At 58.5% G+C, this 18,015-nt stretch carries 14 protein-coding genes and 4 pseudogenes; 15 read left to right on the plus strand and 3 right to left on the minus strand.

Going from position 1 to position 18,015, the window contains the following annotated elements:
* Positions 1 to 85: 85 nt before the first annotated feature.
* The 14 genes and pseudogenes from ACVW1B_RS01380 to ACVW1B_RS01445 all read left to right on the plus strand — a co-directional run bounded on the left by ACVW1B_RS01380 (position 86) and on the right by ACVW1B_RS01445 (position 13,451).
* Entirely contained in the window at positions 86 to 1,153 is a 1,068-nt protein-coding gene (locus ACVW1B_RS01380; protein WP_253603648.1) for an ABC transporter substrate-binding protein, read from the plus strand.
* A gap of 72 nt (positions 1,154 to 1,225) precedes the next feature.
* Complete coding sequence (locus tag ACVW1B_RS01385) at positions 1,226 to 2,467, plus strand: ABC transporter permease (RefSeq protein WP_256558806.1); 1,242 nt, start codon at positions 1,226 to 1,228, stop codon at positions 2,465 to 2,467.
* 5 nt (positions 2,468 to 2,472) lie between these two features.
* Positions 2,473 to 3,303, plus strand: a complete 831-nt coding sequence (locus tag ACVW1B_RS01390; protein WP_253609766.1) for an ABC transporter permease — start codon at positions 2,473 to 2,475, stop codon at positions 3,301 to 3,303.
* Between the two features lie 237 nt (positions 3,304 to 3,540).
* Positions 3,541 to 3,995 (plus strand): annotated as a pseudogene (locus ACVW1B_RS01395) (IS630 family transposase); the annotation flags it as partial.
* Positions 3,996 to 4,089: 94 nt separating this feature from the next.
* A protein-coding gene (locus ACVW1B_RS01400; protein ID WP_139481326.1) for an IS5 family transposase occupies positions 4,090 to 4,853 on the plus strand; the annotation gives its coding sequence in 2 pieces (ribosomal slippage) (positions 4,090 to 4,425 and positions 4,428 to 4,853; 762 coding nt in all).
* A gap of 520 nt (positions 4,854 to 5,373) precedes the next feature.
* Positions 5,374 to 5,910, plus strand: a complete 537-nt coding sequence (locus tag ACVW1B_RS01405; protein WP_253603646.1) for a reverse transcriptase domain-containing protein — start codon at positions 5,374 to 5,376, stop codon at positions 5,908 to 5,910.
* Positions 5,907 to 6,578, plus strand: coding sequence for a reverse transcriptase domain-containing protein (locus ACVW1B_RS01410; protein ID WP_253603644.1), 672 nt, complete (start codon positions 5,907 to 5,909; stop codon positions 6,576 to 6,578). Before ACVW1B_RS01405 ends, ACVW1B_RS01410 begins: the two co-directional genes overlap by 4 nt.
* A 337-nt stretch (positions 6,579 to 6,915) precedes the next feature.
* Positions 6,916 to 7,382: pseudogene (locus tag ACVW1B_RS01415) on the plus strand (IS91 family transposase); the annotation flags it as partial.
* A pseudogene (locus ACVW1B_RS01420) lies at positions 7,363 to 7,675 on the plus strand (transposase domain-containing protein); the annotation flags it as partial. The pseudogenes ACVW1B_RS01415 and ACVW1B_RS01420, both read left to right, overlap by 20 nt.
* A 74-nt stretch (positions 7,676 to 7,749) precedes the next feature.
* A pseudogene (locus ACVW1B_RS01425) lies at positions 7,750 to 7,965 on the plus strand (IS1096 element passenger TnpR family protein); the annotation flags it as partial.
* A 22-nt stretch (positions 7,966 to 7,987) separates the two neighbouring features.
* Positions 7,988 to 8,155, plus strand: coding sequence for a hypothetical protein (locus tag ACVW1B_RS01430; RefSeq protein ID WP_253603642.1), 168 nt, complete (start codon positions 7,988 to 7,990; stop codon positions 8,153 to 8,155).
* 514 nt (positions 8,156 to 8,669) lie between these two features.
* Positions 8,670 to 10,016: an IS5 family transposase gene (locus tag ACVW1B_RS01435; protein ID WP_069280586.1), complete on the plus strand. Its 1,347-nt coding sequence runs from the start codon at positions 8,670 to 8,672 to the stop codon at positions 10,014 to 10,016.
* A 1,165-nt stretch (positions 10,017 to 11,181) separates the two neighbouring features.
* Positions 11,182 to 12,525, plus strand: a complete 1,344-nt coding sequence (locus ACVW1B_RS01440; protein WP_253603640.1) for an LLM class flavin-dependent oxidoreductase — start codon at positions 11,182 to 11,184, stop codon at positions 12,523 to 12,525.
* A 647-nt stretch (positions 12,526 to 13,172) separates the two neighbouring features.
* Positions 13,173 to 13,451, plus strand: coding sequence for a hypothetical protein (locus ACVW1B_RS01445; RefSeq protein WP_253603638.1), 279 nt, complete (start codon positions 13,173 to 13,175; stop codon positions 13,449 to 13,451).
* A gap of 123 nt (positions 13,452 to 13,574) precedes the next feature.
* Here the strand turns inward: ACVW1B_RS01445 and ACVW1B_RS01450 are convergent, their stop codons facing one another.
* From ACVW1B_RS01450 to ACVW1B_RS01460, 3 genes are all read right to left on the minus strand, one after another.
* Positions 13,575 to 13,763 (minus strand): transposase, encoded by a 189-nt coding sequence (locus tag ACVW1B_RS01450; RefSeq protein ID WP_253603636.1) that lies wholly within the window; start codon positions 13,761 to 13,763, stop codon positions 13,575 to 13,577.
* 76 nt (positions 13,764 to 13,839) lie between these two features.
* Positions 13,840 to 15,186 carry an IS5 family transposase gene (locus tag ACVW1B_RS01455; RefSeq protein ID WP_069280586.1) on the minus strand — a complete coding sequence of 449 codons (1,347 nt, stop codon included), beginning with the start codon at positions 15,184 to 15,186 and terminating at the stop codon, positions 13,840 to 13,842.
* Positions 15,187 to 15,414: 228 nt separating this feature from the next.
* Positions 15,415 to 15,897, minus strand: coding sequence for a MarR family winged helix-turn-helix transcriptional regulator (locus ACVW1B_RS01460; RefSeq protein WP_253603634.1), 483 nt, complete (start codon positions 15,895 to 15,897; stop codon positions 15,415 to 15,417).
* 447 nt (positions 15,898 to 16,344) lie between these two features.
* Here ACVW1B_RS01460 and ACVW1B_RS01465 point away from each other — a divergent pair, with 447 nt between their 5' ends.
* Complete coding sequence (locus ACVW1B_RS01465) at positions 16,345 to 17,877, plus strand: porin (RefSeq protein WP_253603632.1); 1,533 nt, start codon at positions 16,345 to 16,347, stop codon at positions 17,875 to 17,877.
* The last annotated feature ends 138 nt before the right edge of the window (positions 17,878 to 18,015 follow it).

The following is an 18,015-nucleotide window of genomic DNA, read 5'->3' on the forward strand; positions in this document are numbered from 1 at the left end:
TGACCTGGCTCTGCCGCGAGCAAGCTGGGTCTTCGGCAACGCCACCTCGATCCTGGAGGTGGCCTAGCAGGAGAGGGGTTGGACAATGAGAAAGCCATTGAGGATTGCGAGCGGCTTAGCTGTCATAGGCCTGGCGGTGGGTGCATTTGCGTCGGCGAAACTTGCCTTTGCGGACGATCGGCTGACGATTACCTCCTATGGCGGGGCCTACCAGTCGGCCCTGCGCAAGGCTATGTTAGAGCCCTTTTCGAAAGAGAGCGGGATTAAGATTACCGAGGACGAGTACAATGGCGAGTACGCCAAAATCCGCGCCATGGTTCAGTCCAATAGCGTGAGCTGGAACGTGGTCGACATGGCCCTCGATGCTGCGTTGGAACTGTGCGCCGACGGCTCGCTTGAGCCGATCGATTGGACGAAGCTCGGCCTCGACCGGGCCAAGTTCATAGGCGGGTATGCGTCGGATTGCGGGGTGCCGTATGCCATTTCTACGACGGTCTTCGCCTACGACAAGGAAAAACTTCCGAACGGCCCGAAGACGATCGCCGATTTTTTCGACCTCCAAAAGTTCCCGGGCAAGCGTGGAATGAAGAAGAGTTATCCCGACAAAGATCTCGAATGGGCACTGATCGCAGATGGCGTGCCCGTCAAGGAGGTCTACAAGGTCCTCACTACGTCCGAGGGGGTTGACCGCGCTTTCAGGAAGCTCGACACGATCAAAAAGGACGTCATCTGGTACCAATCATTGGCCCAGGCGGCGCAACTTCTCGCCGATGGTCAGGTCGTTATGACCATGTCCCCGTACACCCGCATCTACGACGCCGTCAATAACTCTGGCAAGCACTTCGAGACCGTGTGGGATGCCAACGTATGGGAGTTGGCTCTGCTAACGATTCCAAAGGGCAGTCCTCGGTTGGACGCCGCTTACAAGTTCCTCACATTCGCCGGCTCGCCCCAATCGCAAGCCGACTTAACGCGGTACACCCCCGTCGGGCCGCCCAATAAGGACTCAATCCCGCTCATTGACCCGGCGATGCTACCTTATCTCCCGACTGCGCCCCAAAATATGGCTAATGCTCTGCCGAAAGATGCCGCCTTCTGGGCGGACAAGGGCGCCGAGTTGAGCCAGCGTTTTACTGCCTGGCTCGCGAAGTAAGACAAGGAACGACGGGAGACCTTGTAACCTTGTATTCGCCTCGCCACTGAAAGGGAGTAGTCGATAGTGACGATGGCCGTCCAAATCTCCGACAGGCCCGACAGGATGGCGCTGCGGATTCAACTGCAGCGGGCCGAGCGCCGGCGCAAGCTGAGGGCCTTCGCCCTCGTCCTTCCGCTGTTGCTGTTCATTCTGATTGCCTTCATCTTGCCGATTGGCCGGATGATGTTCAACGCCGTTCACGATGAGACGCTTCTGCGCCTAATGCCGCAGACGATGGCAGCGCTCAGGGAATGGCACGGCAAGAATTTGCCCGAGGAGAGCGTCTATGCCGCTCTTGCCGCTGACCTCAAGCGGGCCTGGGTGCAGAAAACCACGGCGACGATCGGTAAGCGAATAAACTACGAGCTGCCCGGCGTCGGCAGCCAGGTCACGTCAAGTGCCCGAAAGGCAAGCACGCTTTCCGCCGGCCCCTATAAGGCGGCGCTAACAGAAGTGAGTCCGCTCTGGGCGCGACACGACGTCTGGAGCCTGCTGAAGCGCGGAAGCTCGGGCTATACAGCCTACTACCTGCTGCGTTCGGTCGACTATCAGTATGGCCCCGACAGCCAGATCGTCGCCTCACCGCCCGAGAACGCGATTTTCCGCGACATGTTCCTGCGCACGCTTGGTATCAGCGTCGCCGTGACCGCCGCGACACTGTTGCTGGGCTTCCCGGTAGCCTATCTCTTGGCGATATTGCCATCCAGGTACAGCAATCTGCTGATAATCATGGTCGTATTGCCGTTCTGGACTTCGCTGCTGGTGCGCACCACGGCTTGGGTCGTGCTTTTGCAGCAGCACGGCGTTGTCAATGACGTGCTGATGGCGCTGCATATACTATCACAGCCGGCGCAACTCATCTTCAATAGGGTCGGCACGCTGGTAGCCATGACCCATATCCAGCTGCCCTTTACTCTGCTTCCGATCTACAGCGTGATGAAGACAATTTCGCCCAGCCATGTCCGCGCCGCCCGATCGCTCGGCGCCGGGCCATTCTACGCTTTCTGGAAAGTCTACTTTCCTCAGACCCTGCCGGGGATCGCCGCCGGCTGCCTCCTGACGTTCATTTTGTGCCTAGGCTACTACATCACCCCAGCACTCGTCGGGGGGCCGAGCGACCAGATGGTCGGCTCCTTCGTCGCCCACTACGCGAACGTAGAACTCAACTGGGGCATGGCCTCGGCCCTCGGCGTCATCCTGCTCTTCGCGACCTTGCTGCTCTACTATGTCTTCAACAAACTTGTCGGCGTCGACCGGATCAAGATGGGATGAGAATGATGGCCGCACCCGCCTATGTCTCTCCGATGGAAAAGGGATGGTACTATCTTCATCGGCTGATCTGCGGGGCGGTGCTGCTGTTTCTGATGGCGCCGATCCTCGTGATCATCCCGCTCTCGTTCAATTCTGTGCCCTTCTTCACCTATCCGATGCCAGGGCTGTCGCTGCGATGGTATGAAGAGTTCTTCTTGACCAGCCGGTGGCAGGGCGCGCTGCACAACTCGATCGTCGTCGCGGTGTCGGTCACGCTACTGTCGACCGTGTTAGGCACGCTTGCAGCGCTCGGCCTCAGTCGTCCGAACTTCCCTTGGCGCACGGCGGTGATAAGCCTGCTGATCTCGCCGATGGTCGTCCCGGTCGTGATCACCGCGGTGGCGGTGTATTTCTTCTATGCCGATGTGGGCCTGCTCAACACCTACACGGGGCTGATCCTGGCGCACACGACGCTAGCCACGCCCTTTGTCGTCATCACCGTGACCGCCACCCTGAAGGGTTTCGACCAGTCGCTGACCCGTGCAGCTGCTGGACTTGGCGCGCCGCCGATCACTGTCTTCTTCAAGATCATCCTGCCGCTCATCCTGCCGGGCATGATCTCCGGTGCGCTCTTCGCCTTCATCACCTCCTTCGATGAAGTGGTGCTCGCCCTCTTCGTAGCGAGTGTCGAGCAGCGGACCTTGCCCAGGGTCATGTTTTCCGGCATTCGCGAGGAGATCAGTCCAACCATTATTGCCGCCGCCACAGTGCTGACCCTGTTCTCCGTCACAATGCTGACCACTGTCGAACTGCTGCGGCGGCGTTCGGAGCGCCTGCGAGGTATCCGTACCACGTGACGGATCCTGTCTTAGATTGAGAGTCGCAGAAGAATACCTCCGGGCCGAGTGAAAAGACGTAGGCTGGGCAGCGCCGTGGCGCCGAGGACGGTGCTGGGGAAACCGTCGATTCGAACCAGGAAGCAGAACGCTGCAACTATTAGTCTAAAGGGGGATGGGGTTAGGTTGAATCGATTGGGATTCCTAAATCAGTGAGTTTCTGATTCATCATGCTGGCTGGATTGGAGGCCAGCATGGATGGGCAAGCCTTATTCTCTGGATCTCCGTAAGCGTGTCGTGGCCGCGATCGAGCGCGGGATGTCCCGCAATCAGGCAGCCAGGCGGTTGGGGGTGGCGATCATCTGGATGCAGCGGGTTGAGGAGACCGGCAGCGTTGAGCCTGGTCAAATGGGCGGGCACAAGCCGACAGGCGGTTTCGGGAGACCACTCGGTCTGGCTGTCGCGGCGGATCAAGGGTGGCGATTTCACCATTCGCGGTCTCGTGGCCGAGCTTGCCGAGCGCGGCCTGAAGGTCGACTACCACTCGGTGTGGGACTTCGTGCATGCCGAGAAGCTCAGCTTCAAAAAAAAGCGTGGCGGCTGGCGAACGCGATCGATCCGAGGTCGCGCGGCGGCGAGCCCAGTGGACAAAATATCAAGGTCGCGTCGAAGCTGAACGGCAGGTCTTCATCGACGAGAGTGTGCTGCAGACAGCGGAAGGAGTTCAACATGAACTAGGTGGTGTGGACTCTAAGGATTCCCTTTTAGGCGCAAATCAGATTCAAGGCTGCTTTTGGGGAGGCCGCCTTGGGTGTGATGGACCGCTTGGTATTGAGCGACGCGACATGGGAGCGGATGGCGCCGCTGATCATCGGCCGGCCTGACCAGAAGGGTTCGACCGGACGGGACAACCGGATGTTTGTGGAGGGCGTACTTTGGATCGTGCGCACTGGCTCTCCCTGGCGTGATCTTCCGGAGGTGTTTGGAGATTGGAACAGCGTGTTTCGGCGCTTCAGTCGATGGAGCATCAAGGGGGTCTGGTGGCGCATATTCGAAGCGATGTCCGGTGATCCGGACTTCGAGTATCTGATCGTCGACTCCACCATCGTCCGGGCGCACCAGCACGCCGCTGGGGCGAAAAAAGGGGGTCTGAAGATCAGGCGATCGGTCGCTCGCGCGGTGGCCTGAGCACCAAGATACATATGGCCGTTCGCGGCCTGGGATGTCCCGTACGGTTCAAGCTCACCGCAGGTCAGAAGAGCGACGTACCGCAAGCCGCCGAATTGATCGAGGGATTACCTGCCCAGGTCGTCATGGCGGATACGGCTTATGACGCCGATCACTTGCGCCAGGCGATCGCTGCCAAAGGCGCGCTCGCCGTCATCCCCAACAACCCGTCACGTGCGCTCAAATATCCGCTGGACAAGCATCTCTATGCCCAGCGTCATCTCGTCGAATGCTGCTTCTCAAAACTCAAGCAGTTCCGCCGCGTCGCAACCCGCTTCGAAAAGACCGCCCGAAATTACCTGGCCGTCGTTACTCTCGCAGCCATCGTCTTATGGATGCGATAAATGTCCACACCACCTAAGACCGATGGTGAAGCTGCGGGAAAGATGGGGGCTGGCCCCCCGAGATCGGCTTTCAGGAGCGGGTCTCAATCCAGTCCGAGCTGCTGCGGTAAAGAGCCGTGGTGGTGAGCGTCGGATCAAAAGTTCGGATCAAACCGAGCAGGTGAGTGTCCGAAAGACGAACGAAAGTGAACCCTCCGAGGACGCGTCGTTATGAATCCAAGCGTCGTCAAAACCAGGACCGTCTCGTCATCCTGGGACAAGTCCGCCAGATGCCTGACGACCGGGCGGGCGGCGACCGGCGTAGAGGGGGCGTGAGTCGGACACAGGCTTTCGCGCGGAACTGCAGGAACCAGGCTCTTGATGCCAAGAGAGAAGCGCAAGCGGCGCCAACCGTGAGGCGAGAGTACCGATGCAAGAGACTGGGGCGGACCGATCCGTAGGAGCGTTGAGGGCCCTGTAATGGGGTCGGAGCAAAGGGATCGGGTCAGGTAGTCGTACTCTTGGACCAACTGGAAACAGGATGACTTCGAACGGTGCGACAAACAAGCCGTTCTCGATCGAGAAGCGGCGAGTGTACGAAACGTACAAGGCGGTCAAATCCAATCGCGGTGCGGCCGGAGTGGACGGACAGACCTTGGAGATGTTCGAGACAGATCTGGCAGGGAATCTCTACAAGATCTGGAATCGGATGTCGTCAGGGACCTACTTTCCACCTCCAGTGCGCGCCGTCGCTATTCCAAAGATGACGGGCGGCGAAAGGATTTTAGGTGTGCCCACTATCAGCGATCGGATCGCGCAGATGGTGGTCAAACAGATGATTGAGCCGGAACTGGAATCCATCTTCCTGCAGGACTCTTACGGATACAGGCCGGGAAAATCGGCTCTGGACGCCGTGGGCGTCACGCGTCAGCGGTGCTGGAAATATGATTGGGTCCTGGAGTTCGACATCAAAGGACTGTTTGACAATCTTCCGCATGGAGCATCGCAGCGACAGCCTGTCGGCAGCGCCCGAGCGAACCAGGAACGCCACAAGGCGGATCGATCAGTGTACTTTTGAGCAACCTCTACCTTCATTACGTTCTCGACCTCTGGTTCGAACGCGTGGTGAAGGGTCGGTTGCAGGGCGAAGCCCGACTGGTGCGCTATATCGACGACTTTGTGATCTGCTTCCAATATCGATCGGACGCCATCCGCGTACAGGAGGCCTTCCGTCTTCGGTTGGGGAAGTTCGGCCTCACTCTAGAGCCGACCAAGACCAAGTTGGTCGAGTTTGGTCGGTTCGCGCAAAGACACGCGGGCAAACGCGGCAGAAACCGCCCGGAAACAATCTACTTTCTGGGTCTGACGCTCTATTGCACGCGAAACCAAAAAGGCAACTTCAAGGTTGGGATGCGCACCGAGAAATCTCGGCTAAAGCGCAGCCTTATGTCTCTGCAGGAGCTGATGCGGCGAATACGGCATTACAAAATCAGTGACCAGGCCGGTGAAATCAACGTCGTCCTGCGCGGCCACTATGCCTATTACGGCGTCGCCGGAAATCTCCGGAGTCTCGTAAAAGTTTATCGGGCCGTGGAGCGTTACTGGCGCGGAATGCTGCGCAGCCGCAGCTGGGCAGGCGGCCACCTCACTTGGGACGCCTTCAACCAAATCAAAGAACGGACACCGTTGCTGAAGCCTAAGCTGCGCCTTCCTTATCGGGAGCTGCAGGCGCTTGCGGTGCTGTGAACCAACTGTCGAAGAGCGTCGGTGCGGGAAATCCGCACGCCACGTTCTGTGGGAACCGGGGGCGGGCGACCGCCTCCGGTGACCCGGTCGGGAGGCGGGCGACCGCCTCCCGCGACCCGGTGAGCGCTGGGAAACCAGCGTCCCTACCGCGACCGATCGGACACCCGTGGTGCTTGCGCAGCCACATTTTGAAGTGAGCCACCAGGCGCGGTTCGGCATGCCGCAATGCGGCGGCGGACTGGCAAACGCCAATTTCGGCGAGGTGCTGGCAAAAGAGTCTGGCACTGAAAATGGTGTGGTAGTTGCGACGCCTCCCATGGCGCGCGGACATCTACAAGTGCTGTTCCGCGCCGAGCCCGAGACGCTCGCCACCGTCGCCGCCGATTTCTGGCGACTGGGCGCGCAAATCGGTGTCACCGCGGTGCTCCATACTTGGGGTCAGCCCCTCCAGTACCATCCGCACATTCATTGCGTGGTGCCAGGCGGCGGCCTCTCGTTCGACGGCACGCGCTGGATCGCTTGCCGCCCCGGCTTCTTCCTGCCGGTGCGCGTGCTCTCGCGCCTGTTCGTCGCCTGGTCCTACAGAAACTGCAGAATGCGTTCGAGGTGGGCAAGCTAGGCTTTATCGCCGACCTCGTCGGTCTTGCCGAGCCTACGGCTTTCGCCACCGGGGTCGGCCAACTCAGACGCAGCGAATGGGTGTTCTATGCCAAGCCGCCGTTTGGTGGTCCCGAGTAGGTGTTGGCTTATCTCGGCCGCTACACCGCGAAGGCTTTGCGCTATTTGGAACGGCTTGACGCTCTACCTTGATGACGGGCGCATCGAGATGGACACGAATGCGATCGAGCGCGCGATGCGGCCGATCAAGCTCAATGCCAAGAACTCCCTTTTTGCCGATTGCGACCAGGGCGTCGAGAGTTGGGCAGTACTAGCTTCGTCAATCGAGACCTGTAAGCTCAATAGCGTTAGCGCCGAGCACTGGCTCTCCGACGTCCTCGCAAAGCTCGTCAGGCTGGCCTGCGGCGCGACTGGACGAACTGCTTCCCTGGGCGTCGACCTATGCGATTCATGCGCACGATCCGAGGCTGGCAGCATGAGCCTGAACACGACCGCCGTCCGGATCAAGGTCACCCTCAAGGACGTGAAACCGGAGGTGATGCGTCGCCTTGTCGTACCCGTCACCCTGCGCCTTGATCGGCTGCATCTGACGCTTCAGGCGGCGTTCGGCTGGACAAACGGCCACCTCTTCGAGTTCTTCGCTGGCGAGTCCATTGGGGGATTCCTGATCCCGACGGTGATTTTGGCCACCAGCTCATCGATGCCCGCAAGGCGCGCCTCTGCGACATCGTGCACAAGACTGGCGCCAAGACGATCCATTATCTCATGACTTCGGCGACAGCTGGGACCATGTGATCAAGCTCGAAAAATGGTTCGACAACACAACGACAGAGGATCTTCCCCTCTTACTCGAGGCCGGCCGTTGTCCTTTGGAAGATGCGGCGGTCCGCCAGGCTATGCCGAATACCTCGATGCCATCGGCGACGCCGCCCAGCCAGAGCACGAACATATGCGGCTAGTGGGGGCCCGAAACAGTTCGACCCAACGTCGTCGACCGAAAGGCGCTCGAGGCCACCGTCAACGCATTGTCCGAAATTTGGAAGCCACGCCGGCACAAGCTGCGATGAAAATAGGCGTCAAGCGCCAATCAAAAGGGCCGCTAAGCTACGCTTACGCTTCATCGAAGCCGGACGATCTTACATCGGACCGTGTAAGTGCCCTGGCGGCGCTGCAGGCCGAGCGTAAGGCATGGCTGCTCGAGCACGGAATGGTTCGAAAAGAGGGCCGGGCCTCGGCCTCCACAGGGGCCACGGCCAGGTCCTTATGTCCCGAAGGCACGGCTTGTCTCAGGAGAACCGGTTACTCAGTCGCCTGTGAACAAGCCTGTAAGCGATTGAGCGGGAGTCTGTTTTTGGGATTTGACGGCGTTTGAGATTGCAGGGATTTGAGGCTTGATGGCCGCAAACCTTGCAAATTCGTTTTGTGGATTCCTCTCCGCTGTGAACCGTGCTTCTGTGGTGCACCGGAGGGATGATGCGGCCGAAGAAGCACAAGACGACGGGATCGAACGATCTGTTCCGGGCACGGCTGGACCAGATCATCAACATGAAGCACGAGCTCGTTCTGCTTGCCGGCAAGATCGACTGGGACTGGATCGACGGCGAGATCGCCCCGCTCTACAGCGAGAACGGCAGGCCGGGGATCGAGACCCGCTTCATGATCGGGCTGCTGTTGCTCAAGCACATTTACGGGCTGTCCGATGAGGGGGTGTGCGAGCGCTGGGTGCACGATCCGTACTTCCAGTTCTTCACCGGCGAAGAGTTTTTCCGGCACGTTTTCCCGCACGAGCGCTCGGACCTGAGCCATTGGCGCAAGCGGCTCGGCGACAAGCTGGAGCAGTTGTTGGCCGAGAGCCTTCGGGTGGCGCACGAGACCGGTGCGTTACGCAGCCAGGACCTCAAGCGGGTCACGGTCGACACCACAGTGCAACCAAAGGCCATCAGCTTCCCGACCGACGCCAAACTGCTGCATGCAGCGATCCGGGGGCTGAACCGCCTGGCGAGGAAGCACGGGGTCAAGCTGCGGCAATCCTATTGTCGCGTGGCCAAAAGCGCGGCGATGATGGCGGGCCGTTACGCTCATGCCAAACAGTTCAACCGGCATCAGCGGCAGCTGCGTATCCTGCGCAGCCGGCTGGGGCGGATCATCCGCGACATCCGCCGCAAGATCGAGGGCGAGGCGACGCTGGAGGAGGCGTTCGCCCTCCCGCTTGGCCGGGCCTCGCAGATCCGCTCGCAGCAGCAGCGCCAGCGCGGTTTCAAGCTTTATTCTTTCCATGCCCCGGAGGTGGAGTGCATCGGCAAGGGCAAGGCCGCCGCACCTTATGAGTTCGGCGTAAAGGCCTCCATCGTCACCAACAATCGCCGCGCCCCCGGTGGCCTGTTCGTGCTGCATGCCAGGTCGCTGCCCGACAACCCTTACGACGGTCACACGTTGCGGGATGTTATGGACCGCACCGAGACACTCACCGGCTGTGCGATCGAGCGGGCCTACGTCGACAAGGGCTACCGCGGCCACGACGCGCAAAATCCCCGCCGCGTCTTCATCTCCGGCCAGAAGCGCGGTGTTTTCGGCGCCATCAAGCGTGAGCTGCGCCGCCGCTCCGCCATTGAGCCCATCATCGGACACCTCAAAGCCGAAGGACACCTCGGCCGGTGCTACCTCAAGGGCCGCGCCGGCGATGCCGCCAACGTCGTTCTCTCCGCCGTCGGACACAACCTCCGTCGCATCCTCGCCTGGTTCAGAGAACTTTTGCGCCTGTTGTTGGTCTCGCTCTGGCGCACGCTCAACTGTCCAGCTCAGCTCAATCCGGCTTCTTAACGGTCGACTACTCACGAAACAGCCGCGCTCACCGACTGGAGATGCCAGGAAGGAGCCCATCAAAGATACAACCTCAGTACCTCGAGCGCGGAGCTTACGTCTACATTCGCCAGTCCTCGATGCGCTAAGTCGTCAGTGAGTCGAGAGCACCGGAAATATGCGCGCCCAGATGGTGCTCGGCGCCCCAAGGCACGTCAGGTGCAACGTGGCGCAGGAGCTTTTCAGCGCCTAGTCGGCAGAGCGGCGTGGGGCGTTTCGGCATCGTGATGGGCGGATCGTGAGGAACGGTGCCGACTGGCATCGCTTGCTGGATATCTGCCCGTCCGGTTCGCGGACAAAAATGGTATGTTCGATCGATAAGCTTCAAGGACCGGTCCTGCCCGGCCTCGAGGGTACAATGAGCGAAGCTGAGTTGCACGGCAACGTGACGCTCAATCCCGGCTCAGAGATCGGGGAGACGATCGCCCTCTTTCCGACCTCTTGCGACTGGCGCATGTAATTGTCTACGGCTGATCTGCGTCACCGTATTCGCGTGGAGCAATGATTTTCGCCTTGATCAACTACCAACGTTAGCAATTGATCCCGTCGACACAAACGTGTCAGCTAATCCCACGATGAGTGTCGGGTCAGGAAAGTGACGTTTTAAGGAATTCGGGTATGCAACATCGACCAAGCTCGCTTGTCGTCAGCAGCCCTGATCGTGCATCGGCTCGCCTCGACCAGGAGTTCCATTTGCTGAGTTTTATCCGACTTGTCTTTCGTCATGGAGGCGCATGATGAGCTTTCCGGCGCGATCGCGGAGCGATCCGGTCTTACGGGAATCTAGGCATCGGGCCTACTCGTGCTCTCCCGGCCACCGCATTACGAGCGACGCTTCCCAGAGAGAGTTAGGTGATATCGGTGGGCGCAGAGTGGGCACTGGCCGTGCTGGTTGATCGTGACTCAGCAAGAAAGAGCCGGCCGTTTCACTCACATTGGCCGCCGTCCATTGTGCGCAACTTAGTGGGCGATGGAAAGCTAGTAGCTATGCGGCCGAATAAGCTTTCGGTGCCGACAGGGAACCGGGATTTAAGAAATTCGGCTCGGCACTTCTGTGGCCTACTGGAAAACACTGCACTAACTGAACTGGTTCGCGACGATAGTCCAATTCGCACGGAGGTGCTGCATGCGACGCAATGATGAAATGAAGCTGGGAGTATTCCTCTTTGACGCGGGATATCACGAGGGTGCATGGCGCGATCCGAACGTATTAGCGAACTGCGGAGTTGATATAGGCCATTATACTCATCTGGCGGCGCTTGCGGAGGGGGCGGCATTTCACTTCATATTTCTGGCTGATACCCCAAGCGTATCCGAATTAGACGATGCACATATAGCTCGTTCAAGCCGAAACGATGGGTTCGAACCAATCACGCTCTTGTCCGCGCTATCATCGAGAACACAACTTATCGGCCTTGTCGGAACGGCGACAACTACGTACAATCATCCTTATCATCTCGCACGCATGTTCGCCTCGCTTGATCACCTATCGGTGGGGCGTGCTGCCTGGAACATAGTCACGTCAACCCTTAAATTCGAAGCCCCAAATTTCGGTGAAAAGGAACTTCCAGATCATGACGCTCGCTATGTTCGAGCGAGAGAATTCGTAAAAGTCGTCAAGGGTCTTTGGGATACGTGGGAAGATGACGCTTTTATTCGCAACAAGCAAAGTGGTATTTTCGTTGACACTTCGAAGCTGCATTTGCTCGACCACCGAGGGGAACACTTAGCAGTCAGAGGCCCACTGAATGTCGCAAGGCCGCCACAAGGGTATCCCGTATTGGTTCAGGCTGGCGCATCCGATGCTGGAATAGCATTCGCTGCGGAAGTCGGCGAGGTCGTTTTCACCGCCGAACCTTCGTTGGAAAACGGTAAGCGATACTATGCGATTCTCAAGGAGAAAGCGCGCTCTCTTGGGCGGGAAGACGATCAGGTTCTGGTCATGCCGGGCATTGTCCCGATCGTTGGGAGGACTCAGCAAGAGGCGTCCGAAAAGCTTGAAAGGCTACGTTCGCATATGCACATCGACGTGCAAATTGCATTGGCCGATCGCGCGCTGGGTTCTGTTACCGAGCTACGTTCAATGAATCTGGACTCATTAGTACCCGAAGTATTACCGCAGACAAATTTCATGCGGAGTCGTCAGAGGCTGCTTCTCGACCAGGCGGCGCGTCAGAAATTCACCTGGAGACAACTGATCCGTTTTATATCGGACAGCAAAGGCCATCTTATGGTTGTCGGAACGCCGGACCAAGTTGCCAACGCGATGGTGGATACATTTGATCAACGTGCGGCTGATGGCTTCAATGTTCTCCCAGCGGCACTTCCTGGCGGACTGAAGGATTTTATTGATCTCATCGTTCCCGAATTGCGCCGACGAGGCAAATTCAGATCTGGATATTCCGGAAAAACGCTAAGAGAGAACCTCGGTCTCAAGCGGCCACTTAATCAGTTTACGCAGCAAGCGTAAACGATAAGTGCAAGCCGGACAGGCTGCGACCTGCTGAAGGTGCTGGAGGTGTAATCCGCTCTTCGGGAATTTCTCGGCCGGGTAGCGTTCGCAGTTCCTTAATGACGATCTGACGCAGCCGCTCGCTCCCGTGCCGCTCGGCCAGGGGCCGCTTGAGCGCCTCAGGATCATGGCTGTTCCGTGAAGAACCAGTGCGGCGGCCGGCTCAAGGGAGTTTTGATTTGGGACGGTTTCGAACGCGCAAAAGCTCTGCTAGCCATCGCAGAAGCAGGCCGAAGTTGAAGCATGATCAGTGGATGTTGGAGGCGGATTTGAAGAACGTCTTCGGGAGTCTCGACCATGATTGACTCCCCCGGTTTATCGAACATCGGGTGATCCGCGCCTGATCAGCTTCATCCGGCGCTCGGTTGAAAGCTGTTGTCTTGGAATACACAGCCATGTATCCGAGCGAACAAGGAAAGCCACAAGGCAGACCGATCAGTGTACTTTTGAGCAACCTCTACCTTTATTACGTTCTCGACCTCTTGTTCGACCGCGTGGTGAAGGGCCGACTGCGGGGCGAAGCCCGACTGGGTGCCTTATTTTGACGACTTTGTGATCTGCTTCCTATATCGATCGGATGCATTGTGAGTTGGCGCGTCTTCTGGATGACGATGCTCAGTCGCTCCTCGCCGAATGCCGTACCGCAAACGGCGCTGACGGATCCCGAAATCAGGCTTCTTGATCATTTGGTGAAAGACAGGGGTGGTGATTGCTCTCGACGAAGCACGCTCTCGCACTATGTCGTCAAGATCGCGCGGCTCGGAGGATATTTAGCCCGAGCCAACGATCCGCCTCCAGGAAATACCGTGATCTGGCGCGGACTATCGCGGCTGACCGACATCGAACTTGGAGCCGCAATCGAGGCAACAATTATGGGTAATTGAAAGCTCAGCTTGCCGCTTACGCTCTTCCGTCGACGCGCCGTCATCGTCAAAGGCGCTTCGGCCACTTCCCGCGGCGGCACGGACGGTCCAATCTCGACCGGCACGAACGGCGCTATACTCGCTTCACCGGTGCTTGCAAAGCTCTTTGCGCCACCGGAACAGCTGGCTCACATGAAGACCAGCCATGCGAGCCACCTCGGAGACACTGGCTCCGGGCTCGAGCGATGCTGCAACGAGCCGTTCCTTCTCATCTTGCGACCACCGACGCCGCCGCTCGACCGATGTGATCACCTCTGCCCGCGAAATCGTCATAGCGCTTCTCCTAGGACTGCAGCGCTCGCGTCCGTCAAACAAGGCGGCCCTCAAAGGAGGGATACCTAGTCGACCGTTAAGAAGCCGGATTGAGCTGAGCTGGACAGTTGAGCGTGCGCCAGAGCGAGACCAACAACAGGCGCAAAAGTTCTCTGAACCAGGCGAGGATGCGACGGAGGTTGTGTCCGACGGCGGAGAGAACGACGTTGGCGGCATCGCCGGCGCGGCCCTTGAGGTAGCACCGGCCGAGGTGTCCTTCGGCTTTGAGGTGTCCGATGATGGGCTCAATGGCGGAGCGGCGGCGCAGCTCACGCTTGATGGCGCCGAAAACACCGCGCTTCTGGCCGGAGATGAAGACGCGGCGGGGATTTTGCGCGTCGTGGCCGCGGTAGCCCTTGTCGACGTAGGCCCGCTCGATCGCACAGCCGGTGAGTGTCTCGGTGCGGTCCATAACATCCCGCAACGTGTGACCGTCGTAAGGGTTGTCGGGCAGCGACCTGGCATGCAGCACGAACAGGCCACCGGGGGCGCGGCGATTGTTGGTGACGATGGAGGCCTTTACGCCGAACTCATAAGGTGCGGCGGCCTTGCCCTTGCCGATGCACTCCACCTCCGGGGCATGGAAAGAATAAAGCTTGAAACCGCGCTGGCGCTGCTGCTGCGAGCGGATCTGCGAGGCCCGGCCAAGCGGGAGGGCGAACGCCTCCTCCAGCGTCGCCTCGCCCTCGATCTTGCGGCGGATGTCGCGGATGATCCGCCCCAGCCGGCTGCGCAGGATACGCAGCTGCCGCTGATGCCGGTTGAACTGTTTGGCATGAGCGTAACGGCCCGCCATCATCGCCGCGCTTTTGGCCACGCGACAATAGGATTGCCGCAGCTTGACCCCGTGCTTCCTCGCCAGGCGGTTCAGCCCCCGGATCGCTGCATGCAGCAGTTTGGCGTCGGTCGGGAAGCTGATGGCCTTTGGTTGCACTGTGGTGTCGACCGTGACCCGCTTGAGGTCCTGGCTGCGTAACGCACCGGTCTCGTGCGCCACCCGAAGGCTCTCGGCCAACAACTGCTCCAGCTTGTCGCCGAGCCGCTTGCGCCAATGGCTCAGGTCCGAGCGCTCGTGCGGGAAAACGTGCCGGAAAAACTCTTCGCCGGTGAAGAACTGGAAGTACGGATCGTGCACCCAGCGCTCGCACACCCCCTCATCGGACAGCCCGTAAATGTGCTTGAGCAACAGCAGCCCGATCATGAAGCGGGTCTCGATCCCCGGCCTGCCGTTCTCGCTGTAGAGCGGGGCGATCTCGCCGTCGATCCAGTCCCAGTCGATCTTGCCGGCAAGCAGAACGAGCTCGTGCTTCATGTTGATGATCTGGTCCAGCCGTGCCCGGAACAGATCGTTCGATCCCGTCGTCTTGTGCTTCTTCGGCCGCATCATCCCTCCGGTGCACCACAGAAGCACGGTTCACAGCGGAGAGGAATCCACAAAACGAATTTGCAAGGTTTGCGGCCATCAAGCCTCAAATCCCTGCAATCTCAAACGCCGTCAAATCCCAAAAACAGACTCCCGCTCAATCGCTTACAGGCTTGTTCACAGGCGACTACCTAGCGATCACGGCTTACGAATTTGTGCTCTTCGTGGGTAAGCATCATCGCTTCGTGCCTACAACGCGCCTAAATTCAATTTTTGCGATGCGAGCCGGCTATTCTTGGCGATCGAGGTTAGCCGCCTATTGAGATAATCAAGCGACTCCTCATCCAGCCCGCCAAACATGGTCGAGTGGAGGGCTTGTCTCTTATCCGACAGATTCGTGATTTCCGCCCGCGCCTTTTCTGTCAGCGAGATCTGCAGAAACCTTGCGTCATCAGGCGATGTTACGCGAGTCAGGAACCGCATGTTTTCGAGTTTTTTTGTCTGGTTAGTAACAAAGGCGGGGTGAATTCTTAGTTTGTTCGCAACTGCAATTCCCGAAACGCCGCGACCTTGGTCAAGTTCGTCAATGGCCATCAGGATTAACCACTGTGGTTCGGTCATTCCTAACAGCTCACCCCAAGTTTTGTGTATTGCCTCGAGTTGAGAGTGAATCTCGACAATGTTCCAGATGAAGTCCGTAACAGCTCTAATAGCTTGTTCTTTTTCGGCCATGCTGGTCTTTCCATCTCTTGCCCAACCACGGGCGCTTTCTCGTTAGCTAGATTGCACATATCCGTTTCGGACACTTCACCAACCTAGGCGTCTTCTGGATAAAATTAAGTTGTGCAATTAAAATTTATAATGTTTCCGGCCCGCTTTAGTATCCGCTCACCGCCTGAACTAATTGTGAAGCCTTTAGTAAGCTTTACCGATAACAAATCCGGGTGAGAAACCCCGCTTTTTCGCGGAAACAAACTCGAGTGTTGCCAAATTACGACATTTCGCAAGAAAAACACGCAATCAAAATGATTGATTGAAACAATTGATTGTGACAATTAAATTCTAGTCGACGGCGAGGGGGGCGCCTCGACGTGTTCCGTCGAGAACCCGCCCGTCGGCGAGCTAGTCGAGGCGGACCTTGGAAGGACGAAACGATATTTCCAGCTTGGAGGTTCATCAATGAAGCTGACAAAGATTCTTATCCTCTGCTCTGTGGCGATGTTTGCGGGGGGCGGGGCGCACTCGGCCGATCTTCCGATGAAGGCGAAACCTATCGAGTACGTAAAGGTGTGCTCGCTCTATGGCGCCGGATTCTACTACATCCCGGGCACCGAGACTTGCATCAAGCTTAGCGGTTATGCGCGAAACTGGATCACCGTGCGGTCAAATGTTATCGCTGGCACCGCCGACTTCGGTGCGGGTGGCGCGCAAAACCGCCTTAGCAACAACTATACGTGGCGAGCTCAGGCGAATCTGGGCATCGATACTCGCACTGCGACCGAGTATGGTCTGCTCCGCACCTACTTTTTGGCCGGCTACAGATGGACAACGGGGAGCTACAGCGGGCAAGGAAACGGGTCTACCGTTTACCAGTCAATCGGCGGCGCTCAGGCGCCGAACAACGCCAATCCGGGCGCTGTCGCTGGCGGTACGCTCGCTGTCTACTACGCCTTTATCCAGTTCGCTGGTTTCACAATCGGTAAGGCGCAATCGCAGTTCTCCCCGCCATGGGCCGACTATCCGGCCAACTGGTACGACGTGGTAGGCGGCAGCGGCTGGGACCCCGTGAACCAACTCACCTACACCGCCGATTTCGGCCAGGGCATCACGGCCTCCTTCTCGGCCCAGGATCAAGTCGTCAGCTACACAACCAACATCTGGAACGTGAGCGCTGCGTCGCCCGCCGGTATCGCCTCTGGTTCGTACGGTGCCAATGACATTGGCGGAACGCGCGCTCCAGACTTCATTGCCATGCTTCGTGTTGACCAGTCCTGGGGCCTCTTCCAAGCGTCGCTTGCCGCTCACGACAACCATTCGGCTTACTATGGTGCAACCGAGCTCACCGGTCATCCGGATGACAAATGGGGCTGGGCTGGTCTGCTGGCATTATCAATCAAGAATATCCCGACTGGCCCGGGCGACACAATCAATATGGCCGGCGTGTATACGAAAGGTGCAAGCCGTTATAACTTCAATAGCTATTTTGGCAGCACCTTCGCGATGTACGGCGGTACGAACTTGGCGGGTGTTTACCAGAGCATCGGAGTTGCCGGTCTTTCTGACTCAGTGTTCGTGACGGGCTCCGGCCAGGAGTTGACCACCACCTTCGGTTTTAACGGTGGCTACACTCACAACTGGAATCCGCACTGGGCCACCACCATCTACGGTGGATGGGCCGCTGTTCGTTACAACGGCACAGCCAAGGGCTACATCTGCAATGCTGTAGTCACAGGACTCGCTTTGTCGAACGGGGTCGCCGGCTGTAACCCAGACTTCAACTATTCGAGTGTCGGTACATACACCTCCTGGACCCCCGTCAAGGGCCTGACCTTCTTGGCCGAAATCAATTACACAATGCTGGACCAGAAGTACGCGAGCGGAAGCACCGTGACGCTGCCGCTGCAGTCGGGTATTGCAAAGCCAGGCGCTGCGTATGAGCTGAAGAATCAAAATAGCCTGACGATGCTGCTCCACGCTCAGCGCAACTGGTGACACGCTGCCAAACCAAAGCGAAAAGACTCGATCGCTAAATCTCGCCTGACCTCCAAAATGCCTCCGGCATGCCCGCCGGAGCGCTTTTTTTAGCTTCCAATCCATTTTTCGAGTATGTGAGCGTGGCGTCGCATAGTG

The organism is Bradyrhizobium sp. USDA 4502 (genome assembly GCF_054063355.1).

What these genes read in the sequence shown, in the direction of transcription:
- ACVW1B_RS01380 (WP_253603648.1), top strand. Translation starts at nt 86, where the DNA reads ATGAGAAAGCCATTGAGGATTGCGAGCGGCTTAGCTGTCATAGGCCTG.
- ACVW1B_RS01385 (WP_256558806.1), top strand. Translation starts at nt 1,226, where the DNA reads ATGGCCGTCCAAATCTCCGACAGGCCCGACAGGATGGCGCTGCGGATT.
- ACVW1B_RS01390 (WP_253609766.1), top strand. Translation starts at nt 2,473, where the DNA reads ATGGCCGCACCCGCCTATGTCTCTCCGATGGAAAAGGGATGGTACTAT.
- ACVW1B_RS01405 (WP_253603646.1), top strand. Translation starts at nt 5,374, where the DNA reads ATGACTTCGAACGGTGCGACAAACAAGCCGTTCTCGATCGAGAAGCGG.
- ACVW1B_RS01435 (WP_069280586.1), top strand. Translation starts at nt 8,670, where the DNA reads ATGCGGCCGAAGAAGCACAAGACGACGGGATCGAACGATCTGTTCCGG.
- ACVW1B_RS01440 (WP_253603640.1), top strand. Translation starts at nt 11,182, where the DNA reads ATGCGACGCAATGATGAAATGAAGCTGGGAGTATTCCTCTTTGACGCG.
- ACVW1B_RS01445 (WP_253603638.1), top strand. Translation starts at nt 13,173, where the DNA reads ATGACGATGCTCAGTCGCTCCTCGCCGAATGCCGTACCGCAAACGGCG.
- ACVW1B_RS01450 (WP_253603636.1), bottom strand. Translation starts at nt 13,763, where the DNA reads ATGACGATTTCGCGGGCAGAGGTGATCACATCGGTCGAGCGGCGGCGT.
- ACVW1B_RS01455 (WP_069280586.1), bottom strand. Translation starts at nt 15,186, where the DNA reads ATGCGGCCGAAGAAGCACAAGACGACGGGATCGAACGATCTGTTCCGG.
- ACVW1B_RS01460 (WP_253603634.1), bottom strand. Translation starts at nt 15,897, where the DNA reads ATGGCCGAAAAAGAACAAGCTATTAGAGCTGTTACGGACTTCATCTGG.
- ACVW1B_RS01465 (WP_253603632.1), top strand. Translation starts at nt 16,345, where the DNA reads ATGAAGCTGACAAAGATTCTTATCCTCTGCTCTGTGGCGATGTTTGCG.